This window comes from Burkholderia sp. MS389 (assembly GCF_016899425.1).
Taxonomy (GTDB): domain Bacteria; phylum Pseudomonadota; class Gammaproteobacteria; order Burkholderiales; family Burkholderiaceae; genus Burkholderia; species Burkholderia sola.
In genome coordinates this window covers 1,718,832-1,742,195 of record NZ_CP045995.1, presented here as the reverse complement: position 1 = coordinate 1,742,195, position 23,364 = coordinate 1,718,832, and the positions used below count along the sequence as shown (strand labels likewise).

Sequence of the window (23,364 nt, the reverse complement as noted above, 5' to 3'; positions counted from 1 at the left end):
ATGCGGGTCATGAAGGATCGGTTTATCGTCCATATTAATGAGTGAGTAATCATTCATTTTCATCGTTTCACCACGATCAAGGAGTGGAAAATGTCGAAAGTCTGGTTGGTAACAGGGGCCGCACGCGGCCTGGGACGCGCGATTTCGGAAGCCGTGCTGGCGGCGGGCGACCGACTGGTGGCCGGCGCACGCGACCCGGCGCAACTGGCCGATCTGGCCGAACGGTATGGCGACCGGTTGCTGCCGGTCGCGCTCGACGTCACCGACGAAGCGGCGGCAGAGCAGGCCGTCTCGGCGGCACGCGCCGCATTCGGCCGCATCGACGTGCTGGTGAACAACGCGGGCTACGGCCATACGGCGCCGTTCGAGCAGATGGGCGCCGACGTGTTCCGCGACCAGATCGAAACGAACCTGTTCGGCGTGATCAATCTCACGCGCGCGGTGCTGCCGACGATGCGCGCACAACGCGCGGGGCGCATCTTCCAGGTATCGTCGGTCGGCGGGCGCACGTCGACGCCCGGGTTGTCCGCGTATCAGGCCGCGAAGTGGGCGGTCGGCGGATTCAGCGACGTGCTCGCGAAGGAAGTCGCGCCGTTCGGCGTGCGCGTGTGCACGCTCGAACCGGGCGGGATGCGGACCGAATGGGCCGCGCAGGCGAAGCGCGACGTCGACGATCTGCTGCCCGACTATCAGCCGTCGGTCGGCAAGATTCTCGAGTTGCTCGGTGCGTATGGCGGCCACGAGGTCGGCGATCCCGCGCGGATCGCGGCGTTGATCGTCGACCTGTCGCGCCGCGACGACGTGCCGCTGCGCCTGCTGCTCGGCGGCGATGCGCTGTTCGTCTGCGAGCAGGCGGAACGGCAGCGCGCGGAAGAGGCGGCGCGCTGGCGGGACGCCACGCTGTCCACGCAGTTTCCGGACGCGAAGCTGCCGGACGGGCTGGAGGCGTTGAAGGCGATCGAGTAAGGGCGGCCGTCGTCGCGGGCGGTGCGTCGACGGCGTCGCTCGCGCAAGCCGGGTCGCGTGCCGGTGCGATGGATTGCGTCAGCGGCCCGGCGCGCAAAACGCCGCGTGCGTCCGCATCGCAACGCCGGCTTTCGCCCACCATTCGCGAAACGAGAACGATCAATTCTCCTCAGCGGGGATTCTGTCGCAACCGTCGAGTTTCTAGACTTGCCTCAAGCGATGAGACCTGCTCGTCGCACCTTCCAAAAGGACACAGTCATGAAGCTCTACGTTCACCCGCTTTCCGGTCATTCGCACCGCGCACGCCTGCTCATCTCGCTGCTCGGCATCGAGCACGAACTGATTGAAGTCGACCTGGCCGCCGGCGCGCACAAGTCGCCTGAATTTCTGGCGCTGAACCGTTTCGGTCAGGTGCCGGTGCTGGTCGACGGGGACACCGTGATCGCCGATTCGAATGCCATCCTCGTGTATCTCGCGCGCACGTCGGGCAACAGCGACTACCTCCCGCAATCGCCCGTGCAGGAAGCCGCCGTGCAGCGCTGGTTGTCCGTCGCGGCCGGCGAGATCGCATTCGGGCCGGCCGCCGCGCGGCTCATCACGGTCTTCGGTGCGAAGTTCAACGCCGATGAAGTGATCGCCCGTGCGCATCGCATCCTCGCGCTCATCGACGCCGAACTCGCGGGGCGCGACTTCATCGTCGGGCCGAAGCCGACCATCGCCGACGTCGCGTTGTATGGCTACGTTGCGCGTGCACCCGAAGGCAATGTGGACCTGTCCGGCTATTCGAACGTCGCGGCGTGGCTGCGCCGCATCGAAGCGTTGCCGGGCTTCGTCGAGTTCGTGAAGACGCCGGTCGGGCTCGCGGCGGCTGCGTGAGCGAAGCCGGTCCGTCGCCCGTGCGGTGACGGAGGGCGACGCCGGGCGCGTCAACGCGCGCCGAATGCGTCATATGCGGATTCCGTCGAGGAGACACATCGTGAGCACGGTATCGAATGAAGCGAACTCGCCGTGGCATCGGGGCGAACTCGAGCTGCAGGAAAAGACAGGCGTGATGCAGAAGATGGACAGCGTGGGACGACGCTTCGTCAGGGATCACATGCCCGACCAGCATCGCGCGTTCTTCGCGCAGCTGCCTTTCGTCGTCGTCGGCGCGGTGGCCGACGACGCAGACGTATGGGCGACCTTCGCATTCGGCCGGCCCGGCTTCATGCAGTCGCCGAACGACAAGCGCCTGCGCATCGATACCGTATTCGATCCGAACGATCCGGCTGCCGGCGGCACGCACGACGGCGCGGCGATCGGCCTGCTCGGCATCGAACTGCATACGCGGCGTCGCAATCGCCTGAACGGCATGATCCGTCGCGGCGAGACGCGCGCATTCGATCTCGACGTCGTGCAGAGCTTCGGCAACTGCCCGCAATACATCCAGTTGCGCGATTTCGCGTTCGTCCGCGAACCCGATACGTTCTCGGGAATCGCACCGGAGGAAAGCGATCGTCTCGACGATCGCGCCCGCGCGATCATCGCGGCTGCCGACACGCTGTTCGTTGCGTCCTACGTCGGCGACGGCGCCGAGCGTCAGGTCGACGTGTCGCATCGCGGCGGCAAGGCGGGGTTCGTGCGCATCGGCGACGACGGCGTGCTGACGATCCCGGATTTCGCCGGCAACCTGTTCTTCGCGACGCTCGGCAATTTTCGGGTCAATCCGCGCGCGGGCATCGTGTTCGCCGACTTCGAAACCGGTGACGTGTTGCAGATGACCGGCGAAGCCGAAGTCGACCTCGATTCACCGGAGATCGCCGCATTTCAGGGCGCGGAGCGACTGTGGCGCTTCAAGCCGCGCCGCGTCGTTTATCGCGCCGGCGCATTGCCGTTGCGCTGGACGTTCCGGGCGGAAGGCTGGTCGCCCAACTCGCTGATGACGGGGAGCTGGGACGAGGCCGCGAGCCGCCTGAGCGCCGCCGAACTGGCACGGGCGTGGCGTCCGTTCAGGGTCGCGAAAATCACCGACGAGAGCACGCTGATTCGCTCGTTCCAGCTCGACCCTGCGGACGGCGCCGGCTTGGTGCCGCACCTGGCGGGCCAGCACGTGCCGATTCGCGTGAACCTGTCGGAGGGCGGCGATCCGCTCATCCGCACCTATACGTTGTCGAGCGCGCCGTCGGACGGCGTGTATCGCATCAGCGTGAAGCGGGAAGGGCGCGTGTCGTCGCATCTGCATGACGAGGTGCAGGTCGGTGACCGCATCGACGTCCGCGCGCCCGCCGGGCAATTCACGATCGATGCGCTCGAGCGCCGTCCTGCCGTATTGCTGGCGGCCGGTGTCGGCGTGACGCCGATGCTGGCGATGTTGCGTCACATCGTCTATGAAGGCGCGCGCAAGCGCGGCACCCGCAAGACCTGGTTCTTTCACGCCGCACGCTCCGTGAAGGAGCGCGCGTTCGGCGACGAGATCGGCCAGCTCGCGTCGGCGGCGAACGGCGCGGTGAACGTGGTGCGCGTGCTGTCGGACGCGACCGGCGCGCGCGAGGGCGACGCGTTCGACGTCGTCGGCCGCATCGATGCGAACCTGCTGCGCGCGACGCTGCCGTTCGACGACTACGACTTTTACCTGTGCGGACCGTCGGGCTTCATGCAAGCGGTCTACGACGGGCTCCGCGACCTGAACGTGGCGGACCATCGAATCCACGCGGAGTCGTTCGGCCCTTCCGGGCTCAAGCGTCGAGCCGATTCGGACGCGAGTGCCCCACTGCGTGCGCCGGCGGATACGCCGACACCCGTCGCGTTCGTCAAGTCGGGCAAGGAAGCGCGCTGGCAGCCGGGCAGCGGCTCGCTGCTGGAACTGGCCGAGGCGCGCGGCCTGACGCCCGAATACGGGTGCCGCGGAGGCAGTTGCGGCACCTGCCGCACCCGGATCGTCGAAGGCGCGGTGACGTATCCGGTCGCGCCGGAATTCAAGGTACCGGACGACGAAGCGCTGATCTGCTGCGCGGTGCCCGCGCATCGCGAATCGGGCGGCGGCGACCGTCTGCTGCTCGACGTGTGATTCAGAACCCTCGTCGCACGGCGACGATTCCCAACGAAAGGAGTTTGACCATGAAAGACGTCAACATTGTTCGCCCGCCGGTTCCACCGTTCTCGCTGGAGACGGCGATCGAGAAAGTGCGGCTCGCCGAAGACGGGTGGAATACGCGCAATCCGGAGAAGGTTTCGCTCGCGTACAGCGTCGACAGCGTGTGGCGCAACCGCGCCGAATTCGCGACGGGCCGTCCGGCGATCGTTGCGCTGCTCACACGCAAGTGGCAGCGCGAACTCGACTACCGGCTCATCAAGGAGTTGTGGGCGTACGGCGGCAACCGGATCGCCGTGCGCTTCGCGTACGAGTGGCATGACGACGCGCAGAACTGGTATCGCTCGTACGGCAACGAGAACTGGGAATTCGGCGACGATGGCCTCATGCATCACCGGCATGCGTGCATCAACGATCTGCCGATCGCCGAGGCCGACCGGAAGTTCTTCTGGCCGCTCGGGCGCAGGCCCGACGATCATCCGGGCCTGAGCGATCTCGGCCTGTAGGGCCTGCTTGCCTACGGCGCGCGATGCTCGCTACGCGTGCCGACTCGCCGGTGCCTGCTAGGCAGACCACATCGGCGCTTGGGCTCTCAGCTTTTCGACGCAGAGATCGATGAACGCGCGCGCTTTCCGGTTCGCGTGCCGGCCCTCCCGATGCACGACGTGAACCGGGAGCGGCGCAAGTTCGTGCTCGGCCAGCAGCACGCACAGCGTGCCTTGCGCGAGTTCGTCGACCACCTGATAGGACAGCAGGCGCACGATGCCGAGGCCGGCCGTTGCCGCGGCAATCGCGGAATCGTTCGTCGTGGTCAGCAGGCGTGGCTGAATGGGGACGGTGAGCGTCTTGTCCCGCGCGCGGAAGCGCCATTCGGGCGCCGGCGTGATGCCCGTCGCCTGAATCGTGACGTGAGCCGCGAGATCGTCCGGATGCTGCGGCGTGCCGTGCGCGTCTAAATAAGCGGGAGACGCGCACAGCACGCGACGTACCTTGCCGACCGAGATCGCCTGCAGCGACGAGTTCGGCAGCTCGCCGATGCGCACGGCCACGTCGGCGCCTTCATCGACGAGATTGACGACGCGGTCCAGAAACCAGCAGTTGAGATTGACGGAAGGATGCTGCTGCAGATACTCGAGCGCGATCGGCGTCACGTAGCTCTTGCCGAACAGCACGGGCGCCGTGACGGTGAGCTGGCCGCGTGGCGTATTGCCGGTGCCGGTGGCGGAAAGCTCGGCCGCGTCGATGTCGGCCAGAATGCGCCGGCAGTCCTCGTAAAACGACGCGCCCGCATCGGTGATGCGGACCACGCGCGTCGTCCGCGTCAACAGCCGCACGCCGAGATATTCCTCGAGTTCCGTCATCACGCGGCTGATCACCGACGGCGAGACGTTCAGCTTGCGCGCCGCCGATGCGAACCCTTCCGTCTCGACCACCGTGACGAAGGTGGTCATGGCCTGAAGCCTGTCCATGTATGAAAGATATCCGGGTGAAGTGAACGTGTCCGCACGCGCATCGTGCGTCAGGATGAACGCGCGTCCGGCTCCGCGATGCTCGACGATCGCATGCGCCACTTCGCCGGCGTCATGCCGACCTGCCGTTTGAACACCCGTTGGAACGCGGCCTCGGATCGATAACCGACCGATTCGCCGATCTCGGCGACGGACATCGTCGTTTGCGCGAGCTTGCGCCCGGCAAGCGCCATGCGGATTTCAGTCAGGACATCGGTTGCCGAGCGGCTGATTGCCTCGTCGAAGTGGCGTGCGAACGTCGCGCGCGACATGTGGCAGCGCTCGGCCAGCCGGGCCAGCGTCCAGGGCTTTTCGGGCTCGTCGAACATCGCTGCGAGCGCCGGCTGCAGCCGATGACGTTGTGCCAGTGCAAGCAGCCCGCGCGGCGCGTGGCCTGCGTCGGACGCACTGCGCAGGGTCAACGCGAACAGCGCGCCGGACAGATGATCCACGACCGCGGCACTACCGGCGCGTTGCTCCAGCACTTCCTCGCGCATCAATTCGATGACCCGCGCGAGCCGCGTGGCTGCAAACGCGGCGTCGCGCGTCTGTTCGTCGCCCGCGGTTACGCTGCTCACGATCAGACGTCGCGGCAGATGATCGCGCAGCAACTGCTGCGGGACGGCAGGCAGCACGAAGCGCCCGCACAGCACATCGGTGTTCGCATTGGCGCTGCCGTTCGTCGCAACGGTCAGGCCGTTCCTGTGCCGCTCGCGCGCCGCGCGCGGCGCCTCGCCGCTGCCGTCGTGCAGCCGATGGGCGCTGCCGGACGGAAACACGACGATGTCGCCGGCCTTCATCCGGAGCGTCGGTTCGTCTTCTCCGTCCGTCTCGCACTCGACGACGGCCTCGCCGCGCAACAGGATGTGATAGGGGAGTTCCCACTCGCTCGACTCGGGATGGTCGATGCGCCACGGCGCCCCGAAGTGGCACCGCACGTCGAGCCGCCCGGTGACCGGCATCATCGACAGCAATCGGTCGAGCATTTCCATATGAGACGTTTGAGCATGGAGTTGCGGCAGTATGGCATTAAAGAAACCGTCGCGCATCCCTACACTGACTCCCATGCCATACGACATGGCTAACCGTTCAACCACGAAGCAAGGAGTCGATCATGTCCCGTCTCACCACCATTCGCCCTGAAGAGGCAACCGGCGCGACCGCTGAAGTGTTCGCGAAGATCAAGAAGGCCGTCGGCAAGGTGCCCAACGCATACGCAACCATCGGCACGCAAAGCCCCGAAGCGCTCGGCGCGGCGCTGGCGTTCGATGCGGCGGTCGCGGCGAGCACGCTCGGCAAGGCCGATATCGAAACGATCAAGCTCGCGGTCAGCGAATACGCGGGATGTGATTACTGCGTCGCCGCTCACACGCTGATGGGCAAGCTGGCAGGCCTGACGAGCGATCAGCTGAAGCAGGTGCGCGCGGGCGCGGCAACCGGCGACGCCGCGCGCGACGCGCTGGTCGCGTATGTCCGTACGCTCGTCGGCACGCACGGCACGGTCCCCATTGCGGTCGTCGATGCGGTGCGCGCAGCGGGCTATACGGAACGCCAGCTCATCGAGATCAATCTCGCGATCGCGTCGATCACGTTCACGAACCTCGTCAATCGCGTGAACGATACGACGCTCGATTTTCCGGCCGTGGCGTAACGGCGCGGTGGATCGCGGGCAGGAAGCCCGCGTCCGCGCCGATACACTGGCGCACTACCGGCCGTCGGAATCGGCGCTGTACCCGAGCTCGCCGCTGATCAGCGCGGCCTCGTGGCGCAGTGCCGTTGCGACCGGCCCGTCGATCGATGCGTCGAAGCCGCCGGTCGCGCCCAACGCGGTGATCGCCGCACACATATGTCCGTTCGCATCGAATAGCGGTGCCGACACGGCGCTGATGCCCTTCAGGTTCGTGTCGCAGACGGTCGCGAGGCCGGCCGCGCGAATCTCGCGCTGCAAGTGACCGACCGGATCGCGTCGATCGAGCTGCGCGCGCAGCTCGGCCGGCGCCGACGCGAGTTCGTCTTCCGCAAGCTGTCGCACCTTCGGCTCGTCGAGCAGCGCGAGGAACAGCCGCCCGGTTGCGGACCATAGCAACGACATCACCGAGCCGGCGCGAACGTTGACCGTGACCGGCAGGCCGGGCTCTTCGAAGCGCATGATCGTCGGCCCGCGGTTGCCCATGATCGCGACGAAGCACGTTACTTCCAGGCGCTCGCGCACGCGCACGAGCGACGGTTCGGCGAGCCGTATCGGGTCGGCCATCCGGATCGCCGAGAGCCCGATCGAGATGCACTGGGGGCCGAGCACGTATTGCTGGCTCGCGCGCTCCTGCGTGACGAACGATTCCTCCATCAGGCTCGCCAGATAGCGGTGAACCTTCGCGGGATTCTCGTCGAGCCGCGCCGCGAGCGCGGTCAGCGTGGCGCGGCCGCCGCACGCGGCGAGTTCCTTCAGCACGAGCAGGCCGGTCGACGCGGACTGGACGCGTTGCCGACGGTCGCGCTCGGGCGGCGCGGTCTTCTTCGTTCTGGCGATTTTTTCCATAAGCCGGATTCTAGCCGGACGGCCGGCGGCGCCCGGCCGCCAAGGTTTACCCCAGTCGTTTGATTACGCATTGCGTATTAGATTTACGCAAAATCATAGCACGGGAGCGAATCATGTCCGTCACGGAGCGCCACGCGTCATCGTCGAAGTGTCCGTTTCATCCTGCGCCGGCCGCGGCGAGCGCACCGAACGGCTGTCCGGTGAGCGCCGCCGCAGCCGCGTTCGATCCGTTCGACGACGGCTACCAGCAGGACCCGCCCGAGTACGTGCGCTGGGCGCGCGAGCAGGAGCCCGTGTTCTACAGCCCCAAACTCGGCTACTGGGTCGTCACGCGCTACGACGACATCAAGGCGATCTTTCGCGACAACCTCACGTTCAGCCCGTCGATCGCATTGGAGAAGATCACGCCCACCGGCCCCGAGGCGAACGCGGTGCTCGCGTCATACGGCTTTGCGCTGAACCGCACGCTCGTCAACGAGGACGAGCCCGCGCACATGCCGCGCCGCCGCGCGCTGCTCGACCCGTTCACGCCCGACGCGCTGAAGCATCACGAACCGATGGTGCGCCGGCTCGCACGCGAATACGTGGACCGCTTCATCGACGACGGTCGAGCGGATCTGGTCGACCAGATGCTGTGGGAAGTGCCGCTCACCGTCGCGCTGCACTTTCTCGGCGTGCCCGAGGAGGACATGGACACGCTGCGCGAATACTCGATCGCGCACACGATCAACACGTGGGGGCGCCCGAAACCGGAGGAGCAGGTCGCGGTCGCGCATGCGGTCGGCAAGTTCTGGCAGTTCGCGGGCAAGGTGCTCGACAAGATGCGCGAGAATCCGTCCGGGCCCGGCTGGATGCAGTACGGGATCCGCAAGCAGAAGGAACTGCCGGACGTGATCACCGATTCGTATCTGCATTCGATGATGATGGCGGGCATCGTCGCGGCGCACGAGACGACCGCGAACGCGACGGCGAACGCGATGAAACTGCTGCTGCAGCATCCGGACGCGTGGCGCGACATCTGCGAGGATCCGTCGCTGATTCCGAACGCAGTCGAGGAGTGCCTGCGCCACAACGGCTCGGTCGCCGCATGGCGACGGCTCGCGACGAAGGACGTGACGATCGGCGGCATCGACATTCCGGCGGGCTCGAAGCTGCTGATCGTCACGTCGTCCGCGAATCACGACGAAGCGCGCTTCGCGGACGCCGACCTGTTCGACATCCGCCGCGAGAACGCGAACGATCAGCTGACGTTCGGCTATGGATCGCATCAGTGCATGGGCAAGAATCTCGCGCGCATGGAGATGCAGGTCTTCCTCGACGAGTTCACGCGCCGTCTGCCGCACATGAAGCTCGCCGAGCAGCGCTTCACGTATGTGCCGAACACGTCGTTCCGAGGCCCCGAGCATCTGTACGTCGAATGGGATCCTGCGCTGAATCCCGAGCGCCGCGACCCGTCGGTGCTGCACCCGCGCGCGGCGGTGCGCATCGGCGAGCCGCCGTCGCACGCGGTGAGCCGCGCGGTCACGGTCGAACGCGTGTCGATGTGCGCGGATCGCATCGCCCACATCCGGCTCGTGTCCGCCGACGGCCGCCCGCTGCCGCGCTGGACGCCCGGCTCGCACATCGACGTGATCTGCGGCGATACCGGCATCACGCGCCAGTATTCGCTGTGCGGCGACCCGGACGAGCGCGACGTGTACGAGATCGCGGTACTGCACGAAGCGCAGAGCCGCGGCGGATCGGCGTGGGTGCATGCGAACCTGCGCGCCGGCGATGGGCTGAAGATTCGCGGCGCGCGCAATCACTTCCGCTTCGCAGCCGACGTCGACAAGGCCATCTTCGTCGCGGGCGGCATCGGCATTACGCCGATCAGTGCGATGGCGCGCGAAGCGAAGGCGCGCGGCATCGATTACGAAATCCACTACAGCGGCTCGCGACGTGCGTCGATGGCGATGCTCGGCACGCTCGCCGCGCTGCATGGGGAGCGTCTGCACGTATACGTGTCGGAAGAAGGCTCGCGTAACGACTTTCGCGCGCTGTTCGCGCAGCCGGCCGACGACACGCACATCTACGCGTGCGGCCCCGCGCGGATGCTCGACGCACTCGAAGCGAGCTGCGCGCACTGGCCGCGCGATGCGCTGCGAGTCGAGCATTTCGTGTCGACGAAGGCGGCGCTGGATCCGTCGAAGGAGCGGCCGTTCGAAGTCGAACTGAAGGATTCGGGCATCACGCTGACGGTCTCGGCGAACCAGACCGTGCTCGACGCGTTGCAGCACGCGAACATCGACGTGCAGAGCGACTGCCGAGAAGGGCTGTGCGGCTCGTGCGAAGTCCGCGTGCTGGCCGGTCGAGTCGATCATCGCGACAGCGTGCTCACGCGCGCGGAGCGCGACGCGCACGACCGCATGATGACCTGCTGTTCGCGCGCGTGCGGTGGCGAGCGGCTCGTTCTCGAACTTTGAACGCGCGGTGGCGCCGCGAGCGCCGCTCGCCCCCCATAAACCACAAAAAAGACCGGAGACATGCGCGATGAAAAAGCGTGCCAACCTGATGTTCGCCTGCACCGTCGGCACCACGCTCGAGTGGTACGACTTCTTCGCGTTCGCCGCGTGCGCGGTGCTCGTGTTCGACAAGCAGTTCTTCGTCGTCGGCAATCCGCTCGCGGCCACGCTGCTCGCGCTCGCGACGTTCGCGGTCGGCTTCGTCGCGCGGCCGCTCGGCGGCATCGTGTTCGGGATGATCGGCGACCGCATCGGCCGCCGCAAGACGCTCGTCGTCAGTCTGCTGATGATGGGCATCAGCACGTTCTGCGTCGGCCTGTTGCCGACCTATGCGTCGATCGGCATCGCGGCGCCGCTGCTGCTCGTGCTGCTGCGGATCGTGCAGGGGATCGCGGTCGGCGGCGAAGCGACCGGGGCGATCCTGATGATCGCCGAATCGATGCCCGCCGCGCAGCGCGGCTTCTGGACCAGCTTCACGATGTTCGCCGGCCCGCTCGCGAACGTGCTGACCGCGTTCGTGATCGGGCTGGTGCAGCGGTTCTACGGCGATGCCGCATTCGTCGACTGGGCGTGGCGGATTCCGTTCTTCATCTCCGCGCTGCTCGTGATCGTCGGTTTCTGGACGCGCCGGCGCGTCGAGGAATCGGCGGCATTCGCCGAGCTGGCCGCCGCGCATCGGACGGTCGAGCGCGCGTCGCTGCGCGAAACGTGTGCGGGCAACTGGCGGCAGATGGCGCGTGCGTTCTTCGTGAAGGCCGCGGAAAACACGTTCCTGTATCTGTTCTCGACGTTCGCGCTCGGACTCGCGACCGGCTATCTGCACTTCAGCCGGCCGCAGGCGCTGTCCGCGCTGATGTGGGCGTCGGCGATCGAGGTCGTCGTCATCCTGATCGCCGCGCACGTGTCGGACCGGGTCGGACGGCGCCCGGTGCTGATCGCCGGCTTGCTCGGCGCGGCGGTCGCCGGTTGTTCGTTGTTCACGTTGTCGCCGGGCAGCGATTATGCGCATCTGCAACTCGCGTTGATCGCGTGCCTGGCCTGCCACGGCATCATTCTCGGACCGATGGCCGCGTACATGGCCGAACTGTTTCCGACGCGGGTGCGCTTTACCGCACTGTCGACCAGCTATCAGCTCGCATCGGTGCTCGGCGGGTCGATCGCCCCGATCGTCGGCACGCTGCTCGTCAGCTATACGGGCTCGGCGATCTTCGTCGCGGGTTACGCGATGCTGATGGCGCTTCCCGCGTTCGTCGCGGTGATCGCGTCGCGCGAATCGCGCGGTGAGGACATCGATTCACAGTCGATGTTCGCCGGACATGCGATGCGGACGAACGACCGGCCGCGTTCGACGCATGCGTAAAGAACGGCGGCCGCGTGATGCGGGCGAAGAAGCGGGTTGCGCGGCTGCGGTGTGATCTTCGATTAGATGCGGATACGTTTCTTCGATTAGATGTGGATACGGCGTTGAAACGCTCATGCAGCAAGGGTTCCCACGGATCAATGAACGTCAAGGACCGAGCCATATTGGAGCTAGGTGAGCGGCCGATGAAGTGAAATTGGACTTTCTATTAGATGCGGATACGGCACACGGAAGGCCGGCTACCTGCCCGTCACACGTTGTGCGCTCATGCAAACGGTCATATCCGACCTACCGCAGCGGATCGCCAAGGGCGCTCGAACGACACGGAGAGGCATGCGTGGTGCGAAGAAAGGCATGCTGAGGCAACAGATGTCTAGTTTTCCAGTTCGCACCGAGCATGGGTCATCATTTTCGAACCGCACCAATCATAAGGATTGCGACATGACTGACGAATTCTCGTTGTCACATATCTGCCGAGAAGCAGACCGATATATTTAAAAAATGGGTTCAATATTTCGGCGCAACCGACCCCAAAGACCTTGATCTTGGAACGTTAACGGCTATTCACGCGTGGGCCATGGACGGTTTGGAGCCGAATGATAAAAGAAGAGAACGATAGTCGGCCCCGCAGGGAACAACAGTTGTTGGAGCTCTCGTATTCCATGATCTCCAATACCTTCCAGGTGGCCGTCGGCGCCCGATGTCAATTTGACTTGGCGGAGCTGTCGTTACCCTGATTGCGACCCGGTTCGCGCGCTGTCGCCGACGGGCCCAGTGTCGCGAGAATCTTGTCGCGGCATACCGTCAGGATTTCGTCGGCCAGTGGAGAATCATCTGGGCACGCGCGCGACAACACAATGGCGCCGACCGCATGCGCCATGATGTCGAGGCAGTCGGCTCGGGCCTCCTCCGAGTCTGCACCGTCTGACGAATCATGTTCCTGGACCAACGCCGCCAGCAGTCTTTCGATGCCGTCCGCGAATGTGGCTCGGACCGCTTCGGGTTGACGCGCGGCATCCCCACCCAGCGCAGCCATCGTGCAGCCGGTTGCGCGCGCGTCGCGGTGCTCGCGCGCGAGATACTGCCGCACGAACTCCGATGCGTCCACCCCGGCCGATAGCGCAACGGTTTGCGCCATGCCGCACGCCGCCGATTCCGCCATCAGATCGGTCTTTGAGCGGAAGTGCTTGTAGAAGCCGCCGTGGGTGAACCCGGCTGCGCTCATCAGATCCGCTACTCCGACCCCATCAAAACCGCGCTCCCTGAACAGCGTCGACGCTGTTTCAACAACGTGGGCCCGGTTGGCCTGGGCCTGTGCCTTGGTGACCTTCACTTTTCCTCTCCGTGAGCGCGTTCCTGTCTGATGGCCTGACTATACATTGATGTTGGTCGTCATCAAAGTCTTGACACGTTAGATTATGGTCGTCATCATTAAGCCATTCCCACCACCCGACGCTGGAACGACATGTCAGAGAAAACGCTTTTCGAGCCGTACGCCCTCGGTGGCCTGACGCTCGCCAATCGCATCGTCATGGCACCGCTGACCCGCAACCGAGCCGGCGCCGGGTTGGTGCCCAGCGAGCATGCCGCGACCTACTACGCCCAGCGTGCGTCGGCCGGCCTGATCATCACGGAGGCCACTCAGGTTTCGGCCCAGGCCCAGGGCTATCAGGACACTCCCGGCCTGTACACGCCCGAGCAGATCGCTGGCTGGCGGAAGGTCACGGACGCCGTACATGCCAAGGGTGGACGCATCTTCGCGCAGCTCTGGCATGTGGGCCGCGTCTCGCACACTGACCTGCAACCTGGCGGTACGGCGCCGGTCGCACCTTCCGCTATCCGCGCCGAGACGAAGACTTTCGTCAACAACGGATTTGCCGACGTGTCCGAGCCACGCGCCTTGGAACTCACCGAGCTGCCGGGCATCGTGAACGACTTTCGACAGGCTGCGGCCAATGCGATTGCCGCCGGTTTCGACGGCGTGGAAATTCACGGCGCCAACGGATATCTGCTGGAGCAGTTCATCAAGGACGGGGCCAACCATCGCACCGACGACTACGGCGGCTCGATCGAGAACCGTGCGCGCCTGCTGCTGGAAGTAGTCGCCGCCGTGGTCAAGGAAATCGGCGCTGAGCGCACCGGCGTGCGCATCTCGCCCGTTTCGCCGGCCAACGGCATTTCCTGCAGCGATCCGCAAGCGCAGTACGACTACATCGCCGAACAGCTCAGCGCGCAAGGCATCGTCTATCTGCACGTGGTCGAAGGCGCGACTGGCGGCCCACGCGATGTGGCGGCATTCGACTATGACGCGCTGCGCCGCCGTTTCAAGCAGACCTATCTGGCCAACAACGGATACGACCTGGAATTCGCCACCACTCAACTCAATGAGGGCAGAGCCGACTTGTTCGCGTTTGGCCGTCCGTTTATCAGCAACCCGGACCTGGTCGAACGCCTGAAGCACGGCGCACCCCTGACGCAACTCAACCCGGCGACGCTCTATGGCGGTGGCGCGGTAGGCTACATCGATTACCCGACGATTTCCGGCTAAGGCTCGTGCTCTTGATCAAGCCTCAGCCAGAAGAACCCTTGCAAAGGAAAGTACCCATGACCACGCTTCCGACAGTCCTCATCACCGGCGCCTCCAGCGGCATCGGCGCCACCTACGCCGAGCGCTTCGCTCGGCGTGGCCATGACCTCGTCCTTGTCGCCCGTGACAAGGCGCGACTGGATGCCTTGGCAACCCGCCTGCGTGAGGAAAGCGGTGTGGCCGTAGAAGTGCTGCAGGCCGACCTGACCCAGTCCACCGATCTGTCCGCGCTCGAGGCTCGTCTGCGCGATGACAGTCGAATAGGAATTCTGATTAACAATGCCGGCGTGGCTCAGCCGGGCGGCTTCCTGCAGCAAACCCCGGAAAGCATCGAACGCCTGATCACGCTCAACACGACGGCGCTGACGAGGCTTGCAGCCGCGGTCGCGCCACGCTTTGTGCAGTCCGGTAACGGCTCGATCGTCAACATTGGCTCGGTGGTGGGTTTCGCGCCCGAGTTCGGCATGTCGATCTACGGCGCGACGAAGGCATTCGTGCTGTTCCTGTCGCAGGGCCTGAACCTCGAGTTGTCGCCCAAGGGCGTCTACGTGCAAGCCGTACTGCCGGCGGCGACGCGCACGGAGATCTGGGAGCGCGCCGGGGTCGACGTGAACACGCTTCCCGAGGTGATGGAAGTCGGAGAGTTGGTGGATGCGGCATTGATCGGGTTCGACCGTCGCGAACTGGTCACGATCCCGCCGCTGCACGTAGCCGGGCGGTGGGACGCGCTGGATGGCGCTCGCCAGGGACTGTTGTCGGACATTCGACAAGCACACGCGGCCGAGCGCTATCAGCTCAACGCCTGACTATTGCCGTTTCTGCCGTTGGCGAGCGTTAGGCTGTACCTGATCTGTAAGAAGCCGATTTTTTGCATCCCGACACTGCACCCTCTGGTTGTTTCAGGGGGCGCCGTGGTCTGTAAAGCAATTGCAGCAAACGGCGGAGCGACCAATACCACGAGGACTTTGCGCCCCAAGTGTTGGCATTTCTAGCGCATTGAAGCTGCGAAGCTGCCTCAACAGGTGAAAACATGACTGTCACCCATATCACTACGCCCACGCGCTTCGTGGATGTCGACGGTACTCGATTCGCCTACCGCCGCTGGGGTAAGGCAGACTCTTCGCAGCGGCCGTTACTGTTCCTGCAGCACTTCCGTGGGGGGATGGACAACTGGGATCCGCTGATGACGGATGGGCTTGCCCAAAGCCGCGAAGTCATTCTCTACAACGGTCGCGGCGTCGCGTCCTCCGGCGGGCAACCACGAACTCGCATTGAGGACATGGCCGATGACGCAGCGGCCTTCGTTGGCGCACTCGGCTTGCAGCAAATCGACGTTCTGGGTTTTTCGTTGGGAGGGTTTCAGGCGCTGGACCTGACCTGGCGCCATCCCGAGCTCGTGCGCAAGCTGATGCTGCTGGGTACTGGGCCGCGTGGGGGAAGTCCCGAAATGGAGCAGCGAGTGTTGACGACAGCGGTCAATCCGGTCCCTGCGTTCGAAGACTTCCTCTATCTGTTCTTCGGCCGATCAGCAGAGGCTGAGCAGGCAGCAAGGGCGTTCTGGGAGCGGCGTCATATGCGAGCCGACCAAGATCCGCCATCGTCGCCGGAAGTCTCTATCGCGCAGATTGAGGCCAACATGCTGTACATGCCGAGGCTCTCGGAAGACGATCCTTTCGCGTATCTGCGCAACATCCGGCAGCCGACGTTCATCCTCAATGGCGTGAACGACGTGATGGTCCCGACGATTAATTCGTTCTACATGGCTCGCAACTTGCCAAATGCTCAGTTGTTCATTTACCCGGACGCCGGCCACGCAGCGCAGTTCCAGTATCCGCAACGCTTCCTGGGTCACGCAATTCAGTTTCTGAGCGAGTGACGCGACAGTCGTCATAGTCCGAACGCACTTTTCTCAGGTTAAAGGGATGCCCGAAATGCTTAAGTTCAAGTTCCTGTTGTGGGCATTCGCCCAGATGCTGAGACGCAAGATCAGGAGCGACGCCAACGCCGCACGCTACGTCGCGTCCAAGAGCCTGGTATTCCAGATTCGTACGGTTTCGGGCGCCGGGCGCTACTTTGTTATCAAAGATGGCACCGTCCGATCGTTTGCGGGCCTGGCAGCGACTCCTCGATTCACGCTCACCTTTACGAGTGCCGCCAAAGGCTTCGAGATTCTGTCGGCCAAGGATGCCCAAGCGGCGTTCCTCCGGGGAGTGGGCAGTAAAGACCTGATCATCAGTGGCGACTTCCGGGAAGTGTTGTGGTTTCAGGGCCTGACGGCGTTCCTGCAGCCTCCGAAAGTCATCTTGCCTTACGACCGCACCGTCTTCTGAGTTGCCATGAAACCAGATCTGCTGAACCAGCCGCTGCGCCTGCCCAATGGCAGCTTGCTGCGCAACCGGCTCGCCAAGGCCGCCATGAGCGAGACCCTGGGCACCTACGATAATCGCCCGACACCGGACCTGGTGCAGTTGTACCGACGCTGGGCTGCGTCGGGGCTCGGACTGATCATGACGGGGAACGTGATGATCGACCGCCGCGCGTTGGGCGAGCCCGGGAATGTCGTGATCGAAGACGAGGCAGACTTGCCCGTGCTGCGCCAGTGGGCGGAGGCTGCAACCGCGCAAGGGGCGTCGATCTGGGTGCAGCTCAACCATCCTGGAAAGCAATCGACCAAGGGTTTGAACGCCTTCAACCTCGCTCCCTCCGCGGTTCCTTTCCGCGAGGACATGGCGGCATTCTTCGAGACACCGCGCGAAGCGACCACCTCCGAGATTCAAGAAATCATCGAACGCTTCGGGCGCAGTGCGGCTATTTGCAAGAAGGCTGGGTTCAGTGGCGTAGAGATCCATGGAGCACATGGCTATCTGATCAGCCAATTTCTTTCTCCGCACCACAACCGCCGCAGCGACGAATGGGGCGGCAGTCCCGAGAAGCGGCGCCGCTTCGTATTGGCCGTCTATGCGGAAATCCGCCGGCAGGTCGGCCCGGACTTCCCGGTGGGAATCAAGCTCAATTCGGCCGACTTCCAGCGCGGTGGTTTTACGGAAGAAGAATCGATCGAGACAATCCGCGCGTTGAGCGATGCAGGGATCGACCTGATCGAGATTTCTGGCGGTACCTATGAGGCGCCTGCCATGAGCGGGGCGATGCGAGAACCGAAGAAGGAATCCACCGCGGCCCGAGAAGCCTACTTCCTTGATTTTGCCCAGAAGGTGCGCGCAGCAGTCAAAGTGCCACTCATGGTGACCGGTGGTTTTCGCACCGCTGCCGGCATGAACGCGGCGCTGCACTCCAGCGCGCTGGATGTGGTGGGCTTGGCGCGGCTGCTCGCGATCGATCCCGATGCCCCCGCCGCCTTGCTTCAAGGGCGCGATAGCCTGCAGCAGGTGCACCCAATCAGTACCGGCCTCAAGGCTGTCGATCGCCTCGGAATCATGGAGGTGCTGTGGTACACGCGCCAGCTCAAGCGCATTGCGAGGGGTAGGAAACCGCGCCCCGACGAGGGCGGGCTTGCAGCATTCTTGAAGTCTGCTTTCAGCAGCGGCTGGGGAACGTTTCGCACGCGGCGTCTGCGGGCGCGCAATTGAGTGCCGAGGGCTTGCGATCAGAAACTCATCGCTGATGAACGTCATATGAAACGATCCACCACCCGATCCAAGGAAGCCACGCACGAGCGCATCGTCGACGCTGGCGCGCGCGTGATCCGCCGCAGCGGGTATGACGGCGTCGCCATTGCCGACATCATGAAGCACGCGGGCCTCACCCACGGCGGGTTTTATGGGCATTTCGCCTCGCGAGAGGCAATGCTGGTCGAGTTGGCGGATCGTGCCGGTGCCGATGCCATCGCCACCTTTTTGCGCTATGCAGCAGCCGTGCCCGCCGAGCATTCCCTGCGGGCGCTCCTGCGAGCTTATCTGTCCAAGGAGCACGTGAAAAACCCGGAGGCCGGTTGCCCAATCGCCGCTCTGGGAACGGAAATGCCGCGTCAGGCGCCGGCGGTACGACGCGCAATTACGCGCCGCATCAAAGAAATGATCGAAGTCGTCTCTCGCCAATCGGCCGACTGGGGCGAGCCCGATGCGCACAAGCGTGCCCTGGCGACCGCAGCGACGATGATTGGGGCCGTGATCCTGGCGCGCGCAGTCGACGAAGAGCCGTTGTCCGAATCGATGCTTGAAGCAGCACTCGAGCATCTTGCTTGCGGCGCGGATTGAAGTCCGACCGCTTTTTTTTACCCGTCAGCATGATGCTCGACATATGAAAGTAGCACCCAAGGAGTCAATGATGAAGAGCATCAACCCAGACACCCAATCGGCAACGTCGTTTGCTCAAGCACCGAACAAGTTCGTCAAGGCGGCTGGAACCACCTTCGTCTACCGTGAACTGGGTCCGCACGGCGGAATTCCTTTAGTTTTGCTGAACCATTGGGGAGCCGTGCTGGATAACTTCGACCCGCGCATCGTCGACGGCTTGGCTCACAAGCGTCGCGTTATCACCATCGACTATCGAGGAATTGGCTTATCCGGCGGTATCGCGCCGGTGACCGTGGACGAGATGGCGCGCGACACCATCGCGGTGATTCGGGCAATGGGTTTTGATCGAATCGACCTGCTTGGCTTCTCGCTCGGCGGATTCGTGGCGCAGGACGTGGCTCTCAAGGCGCCCGGCCTGGTGCGCAAGCTCATCCTCACTGGCACGGGTCCCGCCGGCGGTCACGGCATCGATCGTGTGGGTGCCGTGTCCTGGCCACTGATGCTCAAAGGCCTGCTAACGCTGCGCGATCCAAAGGCCTATCTGTTCTTCACCTCCACAACCAATGGCCGGCGGGCAGCAAGCGCCTTCTTGAAACGGTTGAAGGAACGTAAGACTGGCCGTGACAAGGGGCCTACACCTCGCGCCTTCCTTCATCAACTCAAGGCGATCAAGGCTTGGGGCCAGCAGGCGCCACAGGACCTCACCAACCTGCCCATCCCTGTCCTGATCGCCAATGGGGATAACGACATTATGGTACCCACCGCTTTAAGCCACGATATGGCCCGCCGAATCCCCCATGCACAACTCGTCATTTATCAGGACGCGGGCCACGGTGGAATTTTCCAGCATTACACCAATTTCGTACCTACGGCACTGGAGTTCCTATCGCAATGAATACTCTGTGGAGCAGCCACGTATGAAGCTTCTCGCGAACCCCAGCAGAGCGCGCATGATTCTCGACCAAAATTCGTCGACGACGCGCATTGCCGAAAGCATCACCGAAATTTGGAGAAAGAAATGAAATCAGTCCGATTTCATAAGACCGGAGGCCCTGAAACCCTGGTGTATGAGGATGTGCCAGATCCCTCACTCGCCGACGACGAAGTTCTCATTCGCGTCGAAGCGGCTGGATAGTACCCCAGCCGTGGGCGTGAGCGCGGCTCAGTTCAGCGCCTTCACAATACAACGCAACATCGGAGTAAGAGCAACATGAAAGCACTCACATTCAAACGCTATGGCAAATCACCCGAGATTGGGTTCGCCGAAGTTCCGCGCCCCACACTAAAGCCCGACGAACTGCTGGTCGAGGTTCACGCCGCGGGGGTGAACCCGATCGATAACATGATTCCGACGGGAATTTTCAAACCCGTATTGAAGTTCCAACTGCCCGCGACTATGGGTAGCGACCTCGCTGGCATTGTGATCGATGTTGGCAGCCGCGTAACTCGCTTCAAGAAAGGCGACGCAATCTTTGCAAGTCTGTTCGACCTTGGAAGAGGATCTATCGCCGAATTCGCCGTTGTACCGGAGAGTGCAGCAGCCCCAAAACCGGTTAATCTCGACTTCGTGCAGGCTGCCTCAGTTCCAATGGTCGCACTCACTTCCTGGCAAGCGCTGAAGGAACGTGCCAATCTTCACGCGGGTCAGAAGGTGTTCATTCCTGCGGGATCTGGCGGTATTGGCACGTTTGCGATCCAATTGGCCAAGTATTTTGGTGCTAAAGTAGGGACCACCACCAGTACGGGTAATATCCCATTGGTTACAAACCTGGGCGCGGACGAGGTAGTCGACTACAAGAAACAAGAGTTTGAGAAAGTGCTGCGCGGCTACGATGTGGTGATTGGCACGATCAGGGGCGACGCGATTGAAAAATCGATAGGAATCCTGAATCACGGAGGCAAGATCGTCTCTCTTATCGGGCCGCTGGACGTAGCGTTCGCCCGTGCTCGCGGGCTGAACTTCGTCCTGAGGTTCGTGTTCAGCCTAATGAGCCGCAAGATCATGCGGCTCGCGAAAACGCGGGACGTCACCTACTCATTTCTCTTCGTACGCCCCGACGGTGCTCAACTCGCCGAGATTGGCAAACTGGTCAAGTCAGAACGCATCCATCCGGTGATTGACAAGGTATTTCCGTTTGAACAGGCAAAGGAAGCGCTTGAGTACCTAGCGCAAGGACGCGCCAAGGGTAAGGTCGTGGTCAAGATCAAGTAAGGTACCTGAGGGTTGATTGTTGAGGCGTGCCGAGCTCGGGAATGATGTGTGACTCTCAATACGCCTACCCCTGGGCGAGTCGGCGTCAGGCGTTCGCAACGCCGAGCGTCGGGACGACTGTATTTCGCGGCACGTATGACGACATTTTCCCCTTCGGCGTCGGTTTCGGCCGGCGAAGTGACCTCCTTCTTTTGCAAACGATGACGATTTTGCGTTGGTCGATGCTCTCGAAGGGGCGTCTAACGCTGATACTGGGGAACCGAGCCACAACCTGTTCGTTGTGGAAGTGCCCACCAGATCAAAGACTTAGACGATCTAGCAGTTGGTTGTATTCAGATACAACGATTGTGACCGGCCGCCGCTACTTCGGGCGGCGGATCATCGGTGACCACCGCGATCGACCACAGATCGTCCGCGTCCGGGATCTCGGTGCGCGTCCACAAGCACGCAACCTGCATAGGCTGTGGGGGCGCTCGGTCGAAGCGCAGCCCCACGCGCTGACCATCAAGCTGGACGTTCTCGAAGAAGGCGTCGACGAGCACAATGCCGTGCGTGAATCCGAAGACCTTTCGCCAGGCCGTCGAGAGCGAGTCGATGCGCCCGTTATAGGCCCCCGGCTTCTTTCGTTCGTTTACGTCCGTCAATCGCGGCAAGCGGCACCGGTAGCAGCGCAAAATAATCTAGCGGTGCGTGGCTTGAGGAGCGGACACGCTCAATCCTTGCGCTCACCAGTAGCGCTCAGCGATGTCGCGAAGCCAAAGGCTATCGGACCTATCACTGCGATCAGTGGCGATGGCGCTAGGCAGCTCCGTCCACGTGCCGATTTTTTTTCACCGTAGAAGCGGTTTTTAAGCAGATCGCTAATTCCGGCGTAGTCCCCGACTTTTGGGGCCGCGACTGGTTGTGAGTGAGGTCCGCGCAAGCGAAGAAGACCGCGCGTCCAGGCCGCCGCCCTGCGGCGAAGCCAGAGCGGGATTTCCCCAATACGCGGTCACCAACACTGCACGCCACGGTGTTCACAGTCCGCGGTCGCTGCTTCGCGGGGGAGTATCTGTTGAACCCGTCGCCTCTCGAATTCGAGCCAGCGATTTTTTCTCACCATAGGTCGAAATAAAGTCGTTTGTTGTGAGGCGACACGTCCGCTACTCTAAATACGCGCACCAACCTGACAGGCGCGTCAAATCAAAAGCGCACCATACCGCTCCTTCGACCCATCGCGTCGGGGAAGGGCGAGCAAGCATATAAAGCGCAAGTCCTTGACGGACGATTATCAAAATTGTTGGAGACGAACATGGGATTCACCCGTAGAAACTTTCTCATCACCGGAACCGGAGCAGCCGTTGTTGCGGCGACAGGCCTCCTGGATGGTCCGTGGATTCGGCGCGCCAATGCTGCAGAATTTTCCTATAAGGTCGGGACGAACCTACCGGCAACTCACCCTCTGAACGTGCGCATCCAAGAGGCATCGGATGCGATCAAAAAGGAGACAGATGGTCGAGTCGACCTTCGGGTGTTTCCGAATAATCAGCTCGGTGGCGACCCGGACATGTTCTCGCAGTTGCGAGCTGGGGCACTGGAGTTTTATACGGTGTCGGGCGCAAATACCTTGTCGACTCTGGTTCCGAAGGCATCCATTTCTGGCGTCGGCTTCGCGTATAAAGACTATGACCAGGTATTCGCGGCATTCGATGGTGACCTTGGCGCCCATATTCGCGGGCTTATTGGAAAGGCGAATCTGGTTGTTCAGGACAAGATCTGGAACAATGGGTTCCGCCAGATCACGACCAGTACGAAGCCCATCAAGACTCCTGCTGACCTGCAGGGCATGAAAATCCGGGTACCGGGTGGTCGTCTCTGGATCTCGCTGTTCAAGTCGCTTTCCGCCGCCCCGGCGTCGATCAGCTTCAACGAAGTCTATTCCTCATTGCAGACAAAGGTCGTCGACGGACAGGAGAACGCGCTGGCTGTAGTAGACGCCGCGAAGCTTTATGAAGTCCAGAAATACTGCTCGATGACAAACCACATGTGGGACGGCTACTGGTTCTTGGGTAACAAGGCAGCGTGGGAAAAAATGCCGCCCACCGTCCGTGACATTGTCTCAAAGCACCTCAATGCGGGGGCACTGAAGCAACGACAAGACGTGATCCAGTTGAACGCCTCCCTGCAAAAGACGCTTGCGGGCAGAGGGCTTGCGTTTAACACCGCTGACACGAACGCGTTCCGCCAAACCCTGAAATCCGCGAACTTCTACACGGAGCAGAAGCAATTCTTCGGAGACGAAGAATGGAGTCTCATGGAGAAATACACGGGGAAGCTCGCATGAGAACGCAAATGCTGAAAGACGTGGATGACGCACTCGAACAACAGACCA

Annotated in this window: 20 protein-coding genes and 1 pseudogene; 16 read left to right on the top strand and 5 right to left on the bottom strand. The window is 63.0% G+C overall.

The window, feature by feature from the left end; translation table 11 throughout:
* Positions 1–90: 90 nt before the first annotated feature.
* From GJG85_RS24100 to GJG85_RS24085, 4 genes are all read left to right on the top strand, one after another.
* Positions 91–966, top strand: coding sequence for an SDR family NAD(P)-dependent oxidoreductase (locus GJG85_RS24100; protein WP_124638893.1), 876 nt, complete (start codon positions 91–93; stop codon positions 964–966).
* Between the two features lie 258 nt (positions 967–1,224).
* A complete protein-coding gene (locus GJG85_RS24095) occupies positions 1,225–1,842 on the top strand; it encodes a glutathione S-transferase (protein ID WP_089489843.1) in 618 nt (205 codons plus the stop codon).
* A gap of 100 nt (positions 1,843–1,942) precedes the next feature.
* On the top strand, positions 1,943–4,012 hold the full coding sequence (locus GJG85_RS24090) for a pyridoxamine 5'-phosphate oxidase family protein (protein ID WP_204383918.1): 2,070 nt from the start codon (positions 1,943–1,945) through the stop codon (positions 4,010–4,012).
* Between the two features lie 50 nt (positions 4,013–4,062).
* On the top strand, positions 4,063–4,542 hold the full coding sequence (locus tag GJG85_RS24085; protein ID WP_089489841.1) for a nuclear transport factor 2 family protein: 480 nt from the start codon (positions 4,063–4,065) through the stop codon (positions 4,540–4,542).
* 57 nt (positions 4,543–4,599) lie between these two features.
* On the opposite strand, the gene GJG85_RS24080 is transcribed toward GJG85_RS24085, so the two are convergent.
* Entirely contained in the window at positions 4,600–5,505 is a 906-nt protein-coding gene (locus tag GJG85_RS24080; protein ID WP_089490014.1) for a LysR family transcriptional regulator, read from the bottom strand.
* A gap of 50 nt (positions 5,506–5,555) precedes the next feature.
* The gene (locus tag GJG85_RS24075; protein ID WP_089489840.1) at positions 5,556–6,593 is read right to left on the bottom strand and encodes an AraC family transcriptional regulator; all 1,038 of its coding nucleotides are present in this window, start codon (positions 6,591–6,593) and stop codon (positions 5,556–5,558) included.
* A gap of 65 nt (positions 6,594–6,658) precedes the next feature.
* Here GJG85_RS24075 and GJG85_RS24070 point away from each other — a divergent pair, with 65 nt between their 5' ends.
* The gene (locus GJG85_RS24070; protein WP_089489839.1) at positions 6,659–7,195 is read left to right on the top strand and encodes a carboxymuconolactone decarboxylase family protein; all 537 of its coding nucleotides are present in this window, start codon (positions 6,659–6,661) and stop codon (positions 7,193–7,195) included.
* Positions 7,196–7,249: 54 nt separating this feature from the next.
* Here the strand turns inward: GJG85_RS24070 and GJG85_RS24065 are convergent, their stop codons facing one another.
* Entirely contained in the window at positions 7,250–8,080 is an 831-nt protein-coding gene (locus GJG85_RS24065; RefSeq protein ID WP_089489838.1) for an IclR family transcriptional regulator, read from the bottom strand.
* Positions 8,081–8,193: 113 nt separating this feature from the next.
* On the opposite strand from GJG85_RS24065, the gene GJG85_RS24060 reads away from it, so the two are divergent.
* Both GJG85_RS24060 and GJG85_RS24055 read left to right on the top strand, forming a co-directional pair.
* On the top strand, positions 8,194–10,542 hold the full coding sequence (locus GJG85_RS24060) for a cytochrome P450/oxidoreductase (RefSeq protein ID WP_089489837.1): 2,349 nt from the start codon (positions 8,194–8,196) through the stop codon (positions 10,540–10,542).
* A gap of 67 nt (positions 10,543–10,609) precedes the next feature.
* Positions 10,610–11,941: an MFS transporter gene (locus GJG85_RS24055; RefSeq protein WP_050012116.1), complete on the top strand. Its 1,332-nt coding sequence runs from the start codon at positions 10,610–10,612 to the stop codon at positions 11,939–11,941.
* Positions 11,942–12,644: 703 nt separating this feature from the next.
* On the opposite strand, the gene GJG85_RS24050 is transcribed toward GJG85_RS24055, so the two are convergent.
* A complete protein-coding gene (locus tag GJG85_RS24050; RefSeq protein ID WP_089489836.1) occupies positions 12,645–13,274 on the bottom strand; it encodes a TetR family transcriptional regulator in 630 nt (209 codons plus the stop codon).
* Positions 13,275–13,406: 132 nt separating this feature from the next.
* Here GJG85_RS24050 and GJG85_RS24045 point away from each other — a divergent pair, with 132 nt between their 5' ends.
* The 8 genes from GJG85_RS24045 (at position 13,407) to GJG85_RS24010 (ending at position 20,993) form a co-directional block, all read left to right on the top strand.
* Entirely contained in the window at positions 13,407–14,489 is a 1,083-nt protein-coding gene (locus GJG85_RS24045) for an alkene reductase (RefSeq protein ID WP_089489835.1), read from the top strand.
* Positions 14,490–14,545: 56 nt separating this feature from the next.
* The gene (locus tag GJG85_RS24040; protein ID WP_089490013.1) at positions 14,546–15,334 is read left to right on the top strand and encodes an SDR family oxidoreductase; all 789 of its coding nucleotides are present in this window, start codon (positions 14,546–14,548) and stop codon (positions 15,332–15,334) included.
* 224 nt (positions 15,335–15,558) lie between these two features.
* Complete coding sequence (locus GJG85_RS24035) at positions 15,559–16,404, top strand: alpha/beta hydrolase (protein ID WP_204383916.1); 846 nt, start codon at positions 15,559–15,561, stop codon at positions 16,402–16,404.
* 55 nt (positions 16,405–16,459) lie between these two features.
* Positions 16,460–16,858 (top strand): helicase, encoded by a 399-nt coding sequence (locus GJG85_RS24030; RefSeq protein WP_089490012.1) that lies wholly within the window; start codon positions 16,460–16,462, stop codon positions 16,856–16,858.
* A gap of 6 nt (positions 16,859–16,864) precedes the next feature.
* Positions 16,865–18,115 carry an NADH:flavin oxidoreductase/NADH oxidase family protein gene (locus GJG85_RS24025; RefSeq protein WP_089489833.1) on the top strand — a complete coding sequence of 417 codons (1,251 nt, stop codon included), beginning with the start codon at positions 16,865–16,867 and terminating at the stop codon, positions 18,113–18,115.
* A gap of 45 nt (positions 18,116–18,160) precedes the next feature.
* Positions 18,161–18,742 (top strand): TetR/AcrR family transcriptional regulator, encoded by a 582-nt coding sequence (locus GJG85_RS24020; RefSeq protein WP_204383914.1) that lies wholly within the window; start codon positions 18,161–18,163, stop codon positions 18,740–18,742.
* A 70-nt stretch (positions 18,743–18,812) separates the two neighbouring features.
* Positions 18,813–19,676, top strand: coding sequence for an alpha/beta hydrolase (locus GJG85_RS24015; RefSeq protein WP_089490011.1), 864 nt, complete (start codon positions 18,813–18,815; stop codon positions 19,674–19,676).
* Between the two features lie 315 nt (positions 19,677–19,991).
* The gene (locus tag GJG85_RS24010) at positions 19,992–20,993 is read left to right on the top strand and encodes an NADP-dependent oxidoreductase (protein WP_089489831.1); all 1,002 of its coding nucleotides are present in this window, start codon (positions 19,992–19,994) and stop codon (positions 20,991–20,993) included.
* Positions 20,994–21,325: 332 nt separating this feature from the next.
* On the opposite strand, the pseudogene GJG85_RS24005 reads toward GJG85_RS24010, so the two are convergent.
* Positions 21,326–21,658 (bottom strand): annotated as a pseudogene (locus tag GJG85_RS24005) (SOS response-associated peptidase family protein); the annotation flags it as partial.
* Positions 21,659–22,284: 626 nt separating this feature from the next.
* On the opposite strand from GJG85_RS24005, the gene GJG85_RS24000 reads away from it, so the two are divergent.
* Entirely contained in the window at positions 22,285–23,316 is a 1,032-nt protein-coding gene (locus GJG85_RS24000; protein ID WP_089490010.1) for a TRAP transporter substrate-binding protein, read from the top strand.
* The last annotated feature ends 48 nt before the right edge of the window (positions 23,317–23,364 follow it).

Bases quoted from the DNA above. Each gene is read 5' to 3' on its own strand.
- GJG85_RS24100 (WP_124638893.1), top strand. From the start codon at position 91: ATGTCGAAAGTCTGGTTGGTAACAGGGGCCGCACGCGGCCTGGGACGC.
- GJG85_RS24095 (WP_089489843.1), top strand. From the start codon at position 1,225: ATGAAGCTCTACGTTCACCCGCTTTCCGGTCATTCGCACCGCGCACGC.
- GJG85_RS24085 (WP_089489841.1), top strand. From the start codon at position 4,063: ATGAAAGACGTCAACATTGTTCGCCCGCCGGTTCCACCGTTCTCGCTG.
- GJG85_RS24080 (WP_089490014.1), bottom strand. From the start codon at position 5,505: ATGGACAGGCTTCAGGCCATGACCACCTTCGTCACGGTGGTCGAGACG.
- GJG85_RS24075 (WP_089489840.1), bottom strand. From the start codon at position 6,593: ATGCGCGACGGTTTCTTTAATGCCATACTGCCGCAACTCCATGCTCAA.
- GJG85_RS24070 (WP_089489839.1), top strand. From the start codon at position 6,659: ATGTCCCGTCTCACCACCATTCGCCCTGAAGAGGCAACCGGCGCGACC.
- GJG85_RS24065 (WP_089489838.1), bottom strand. From the start codon at position 8,080: ATGGAAAAAATCGCCAGAACGAAGAAGACCGCGCCGCCCGAGCGCGAC.
- GJG85_RS24060 (WP_089489837.1), top strand. From the start codon at position 8,194: ATGTCCGTCACGGAGCGCCACGCGTCATCGTCGAAGTGTCCGTTTCAT.
- GJG85_RS24055 (WP_050012116.1), top strand. From the start codon at position 10,610: ATGAAAAAGCGTGCCAACCTGATGTTCGCCTGCACCGTCGGCACCACG.
- GJG85_RS24045 (WP_089489835.1), top strand. From the start codon at position 13,407: ATGTCAGAGAAAACGCTTTTCGAGCCGTACGCCCTCGGTGGCCTGACG.
- GJG85_RS24040 (WP_089490013.1), top strand. From the start codon at position 14,546: ATGACCACGCTTCCGACAGTCCTCATCACCGGCGCCTCCAGCGGCATC.
- GJG85_RS24035 (WP_204383916.1), top strand. From the start codon at position 15,559: ATGACTGTCACCCATATCACTACGCCCACGCGCTTCGTGGATGTCGAC.
- GJG85_RS24030 (WP_089490012.1), top strand. From the start codon at position 16,460: ATGCTTAAGTTCAAGTTCCTGTTGTGGGCATTCGCCCAGATGCTGAGA.
- GJG85_RS24025 (WP_089489833.1), top strand. From the start codon at position 16,865: ATGAAACCAGATCTGCTGAACCAGCCGCTGCGCCTGCCCAATGGCAGC.
- GJG85_RS24020 (WP_204383914.1), top strand. From the start codon at position 18,161: ATGAAACGATCCACCACCCGATCCAAGGAAGCCACGCACGAGCGCATC.
- GJG85_RS24015 (WP_089490011.1), top strand. From the start codon at position 18,813: ATGAAGAGCATCAACCCAGACACCCAATCGGCAACGTCGTTTGCTCAA.
- GJG85_RS24010 (WP_089489831.1), top strand. From the start codon at position 19,992: ATGAAAGCACTCACATTCAAACGCTATGGCAAATCACCCGAGATTGGG.
- GJG85_RS24000 (WP_089490010.1), top strand. From the start codon at position 22,285: ATGGGATTCACCCGTAGAAACTTTCTCATCACCGGAACCGGAGCAGCC.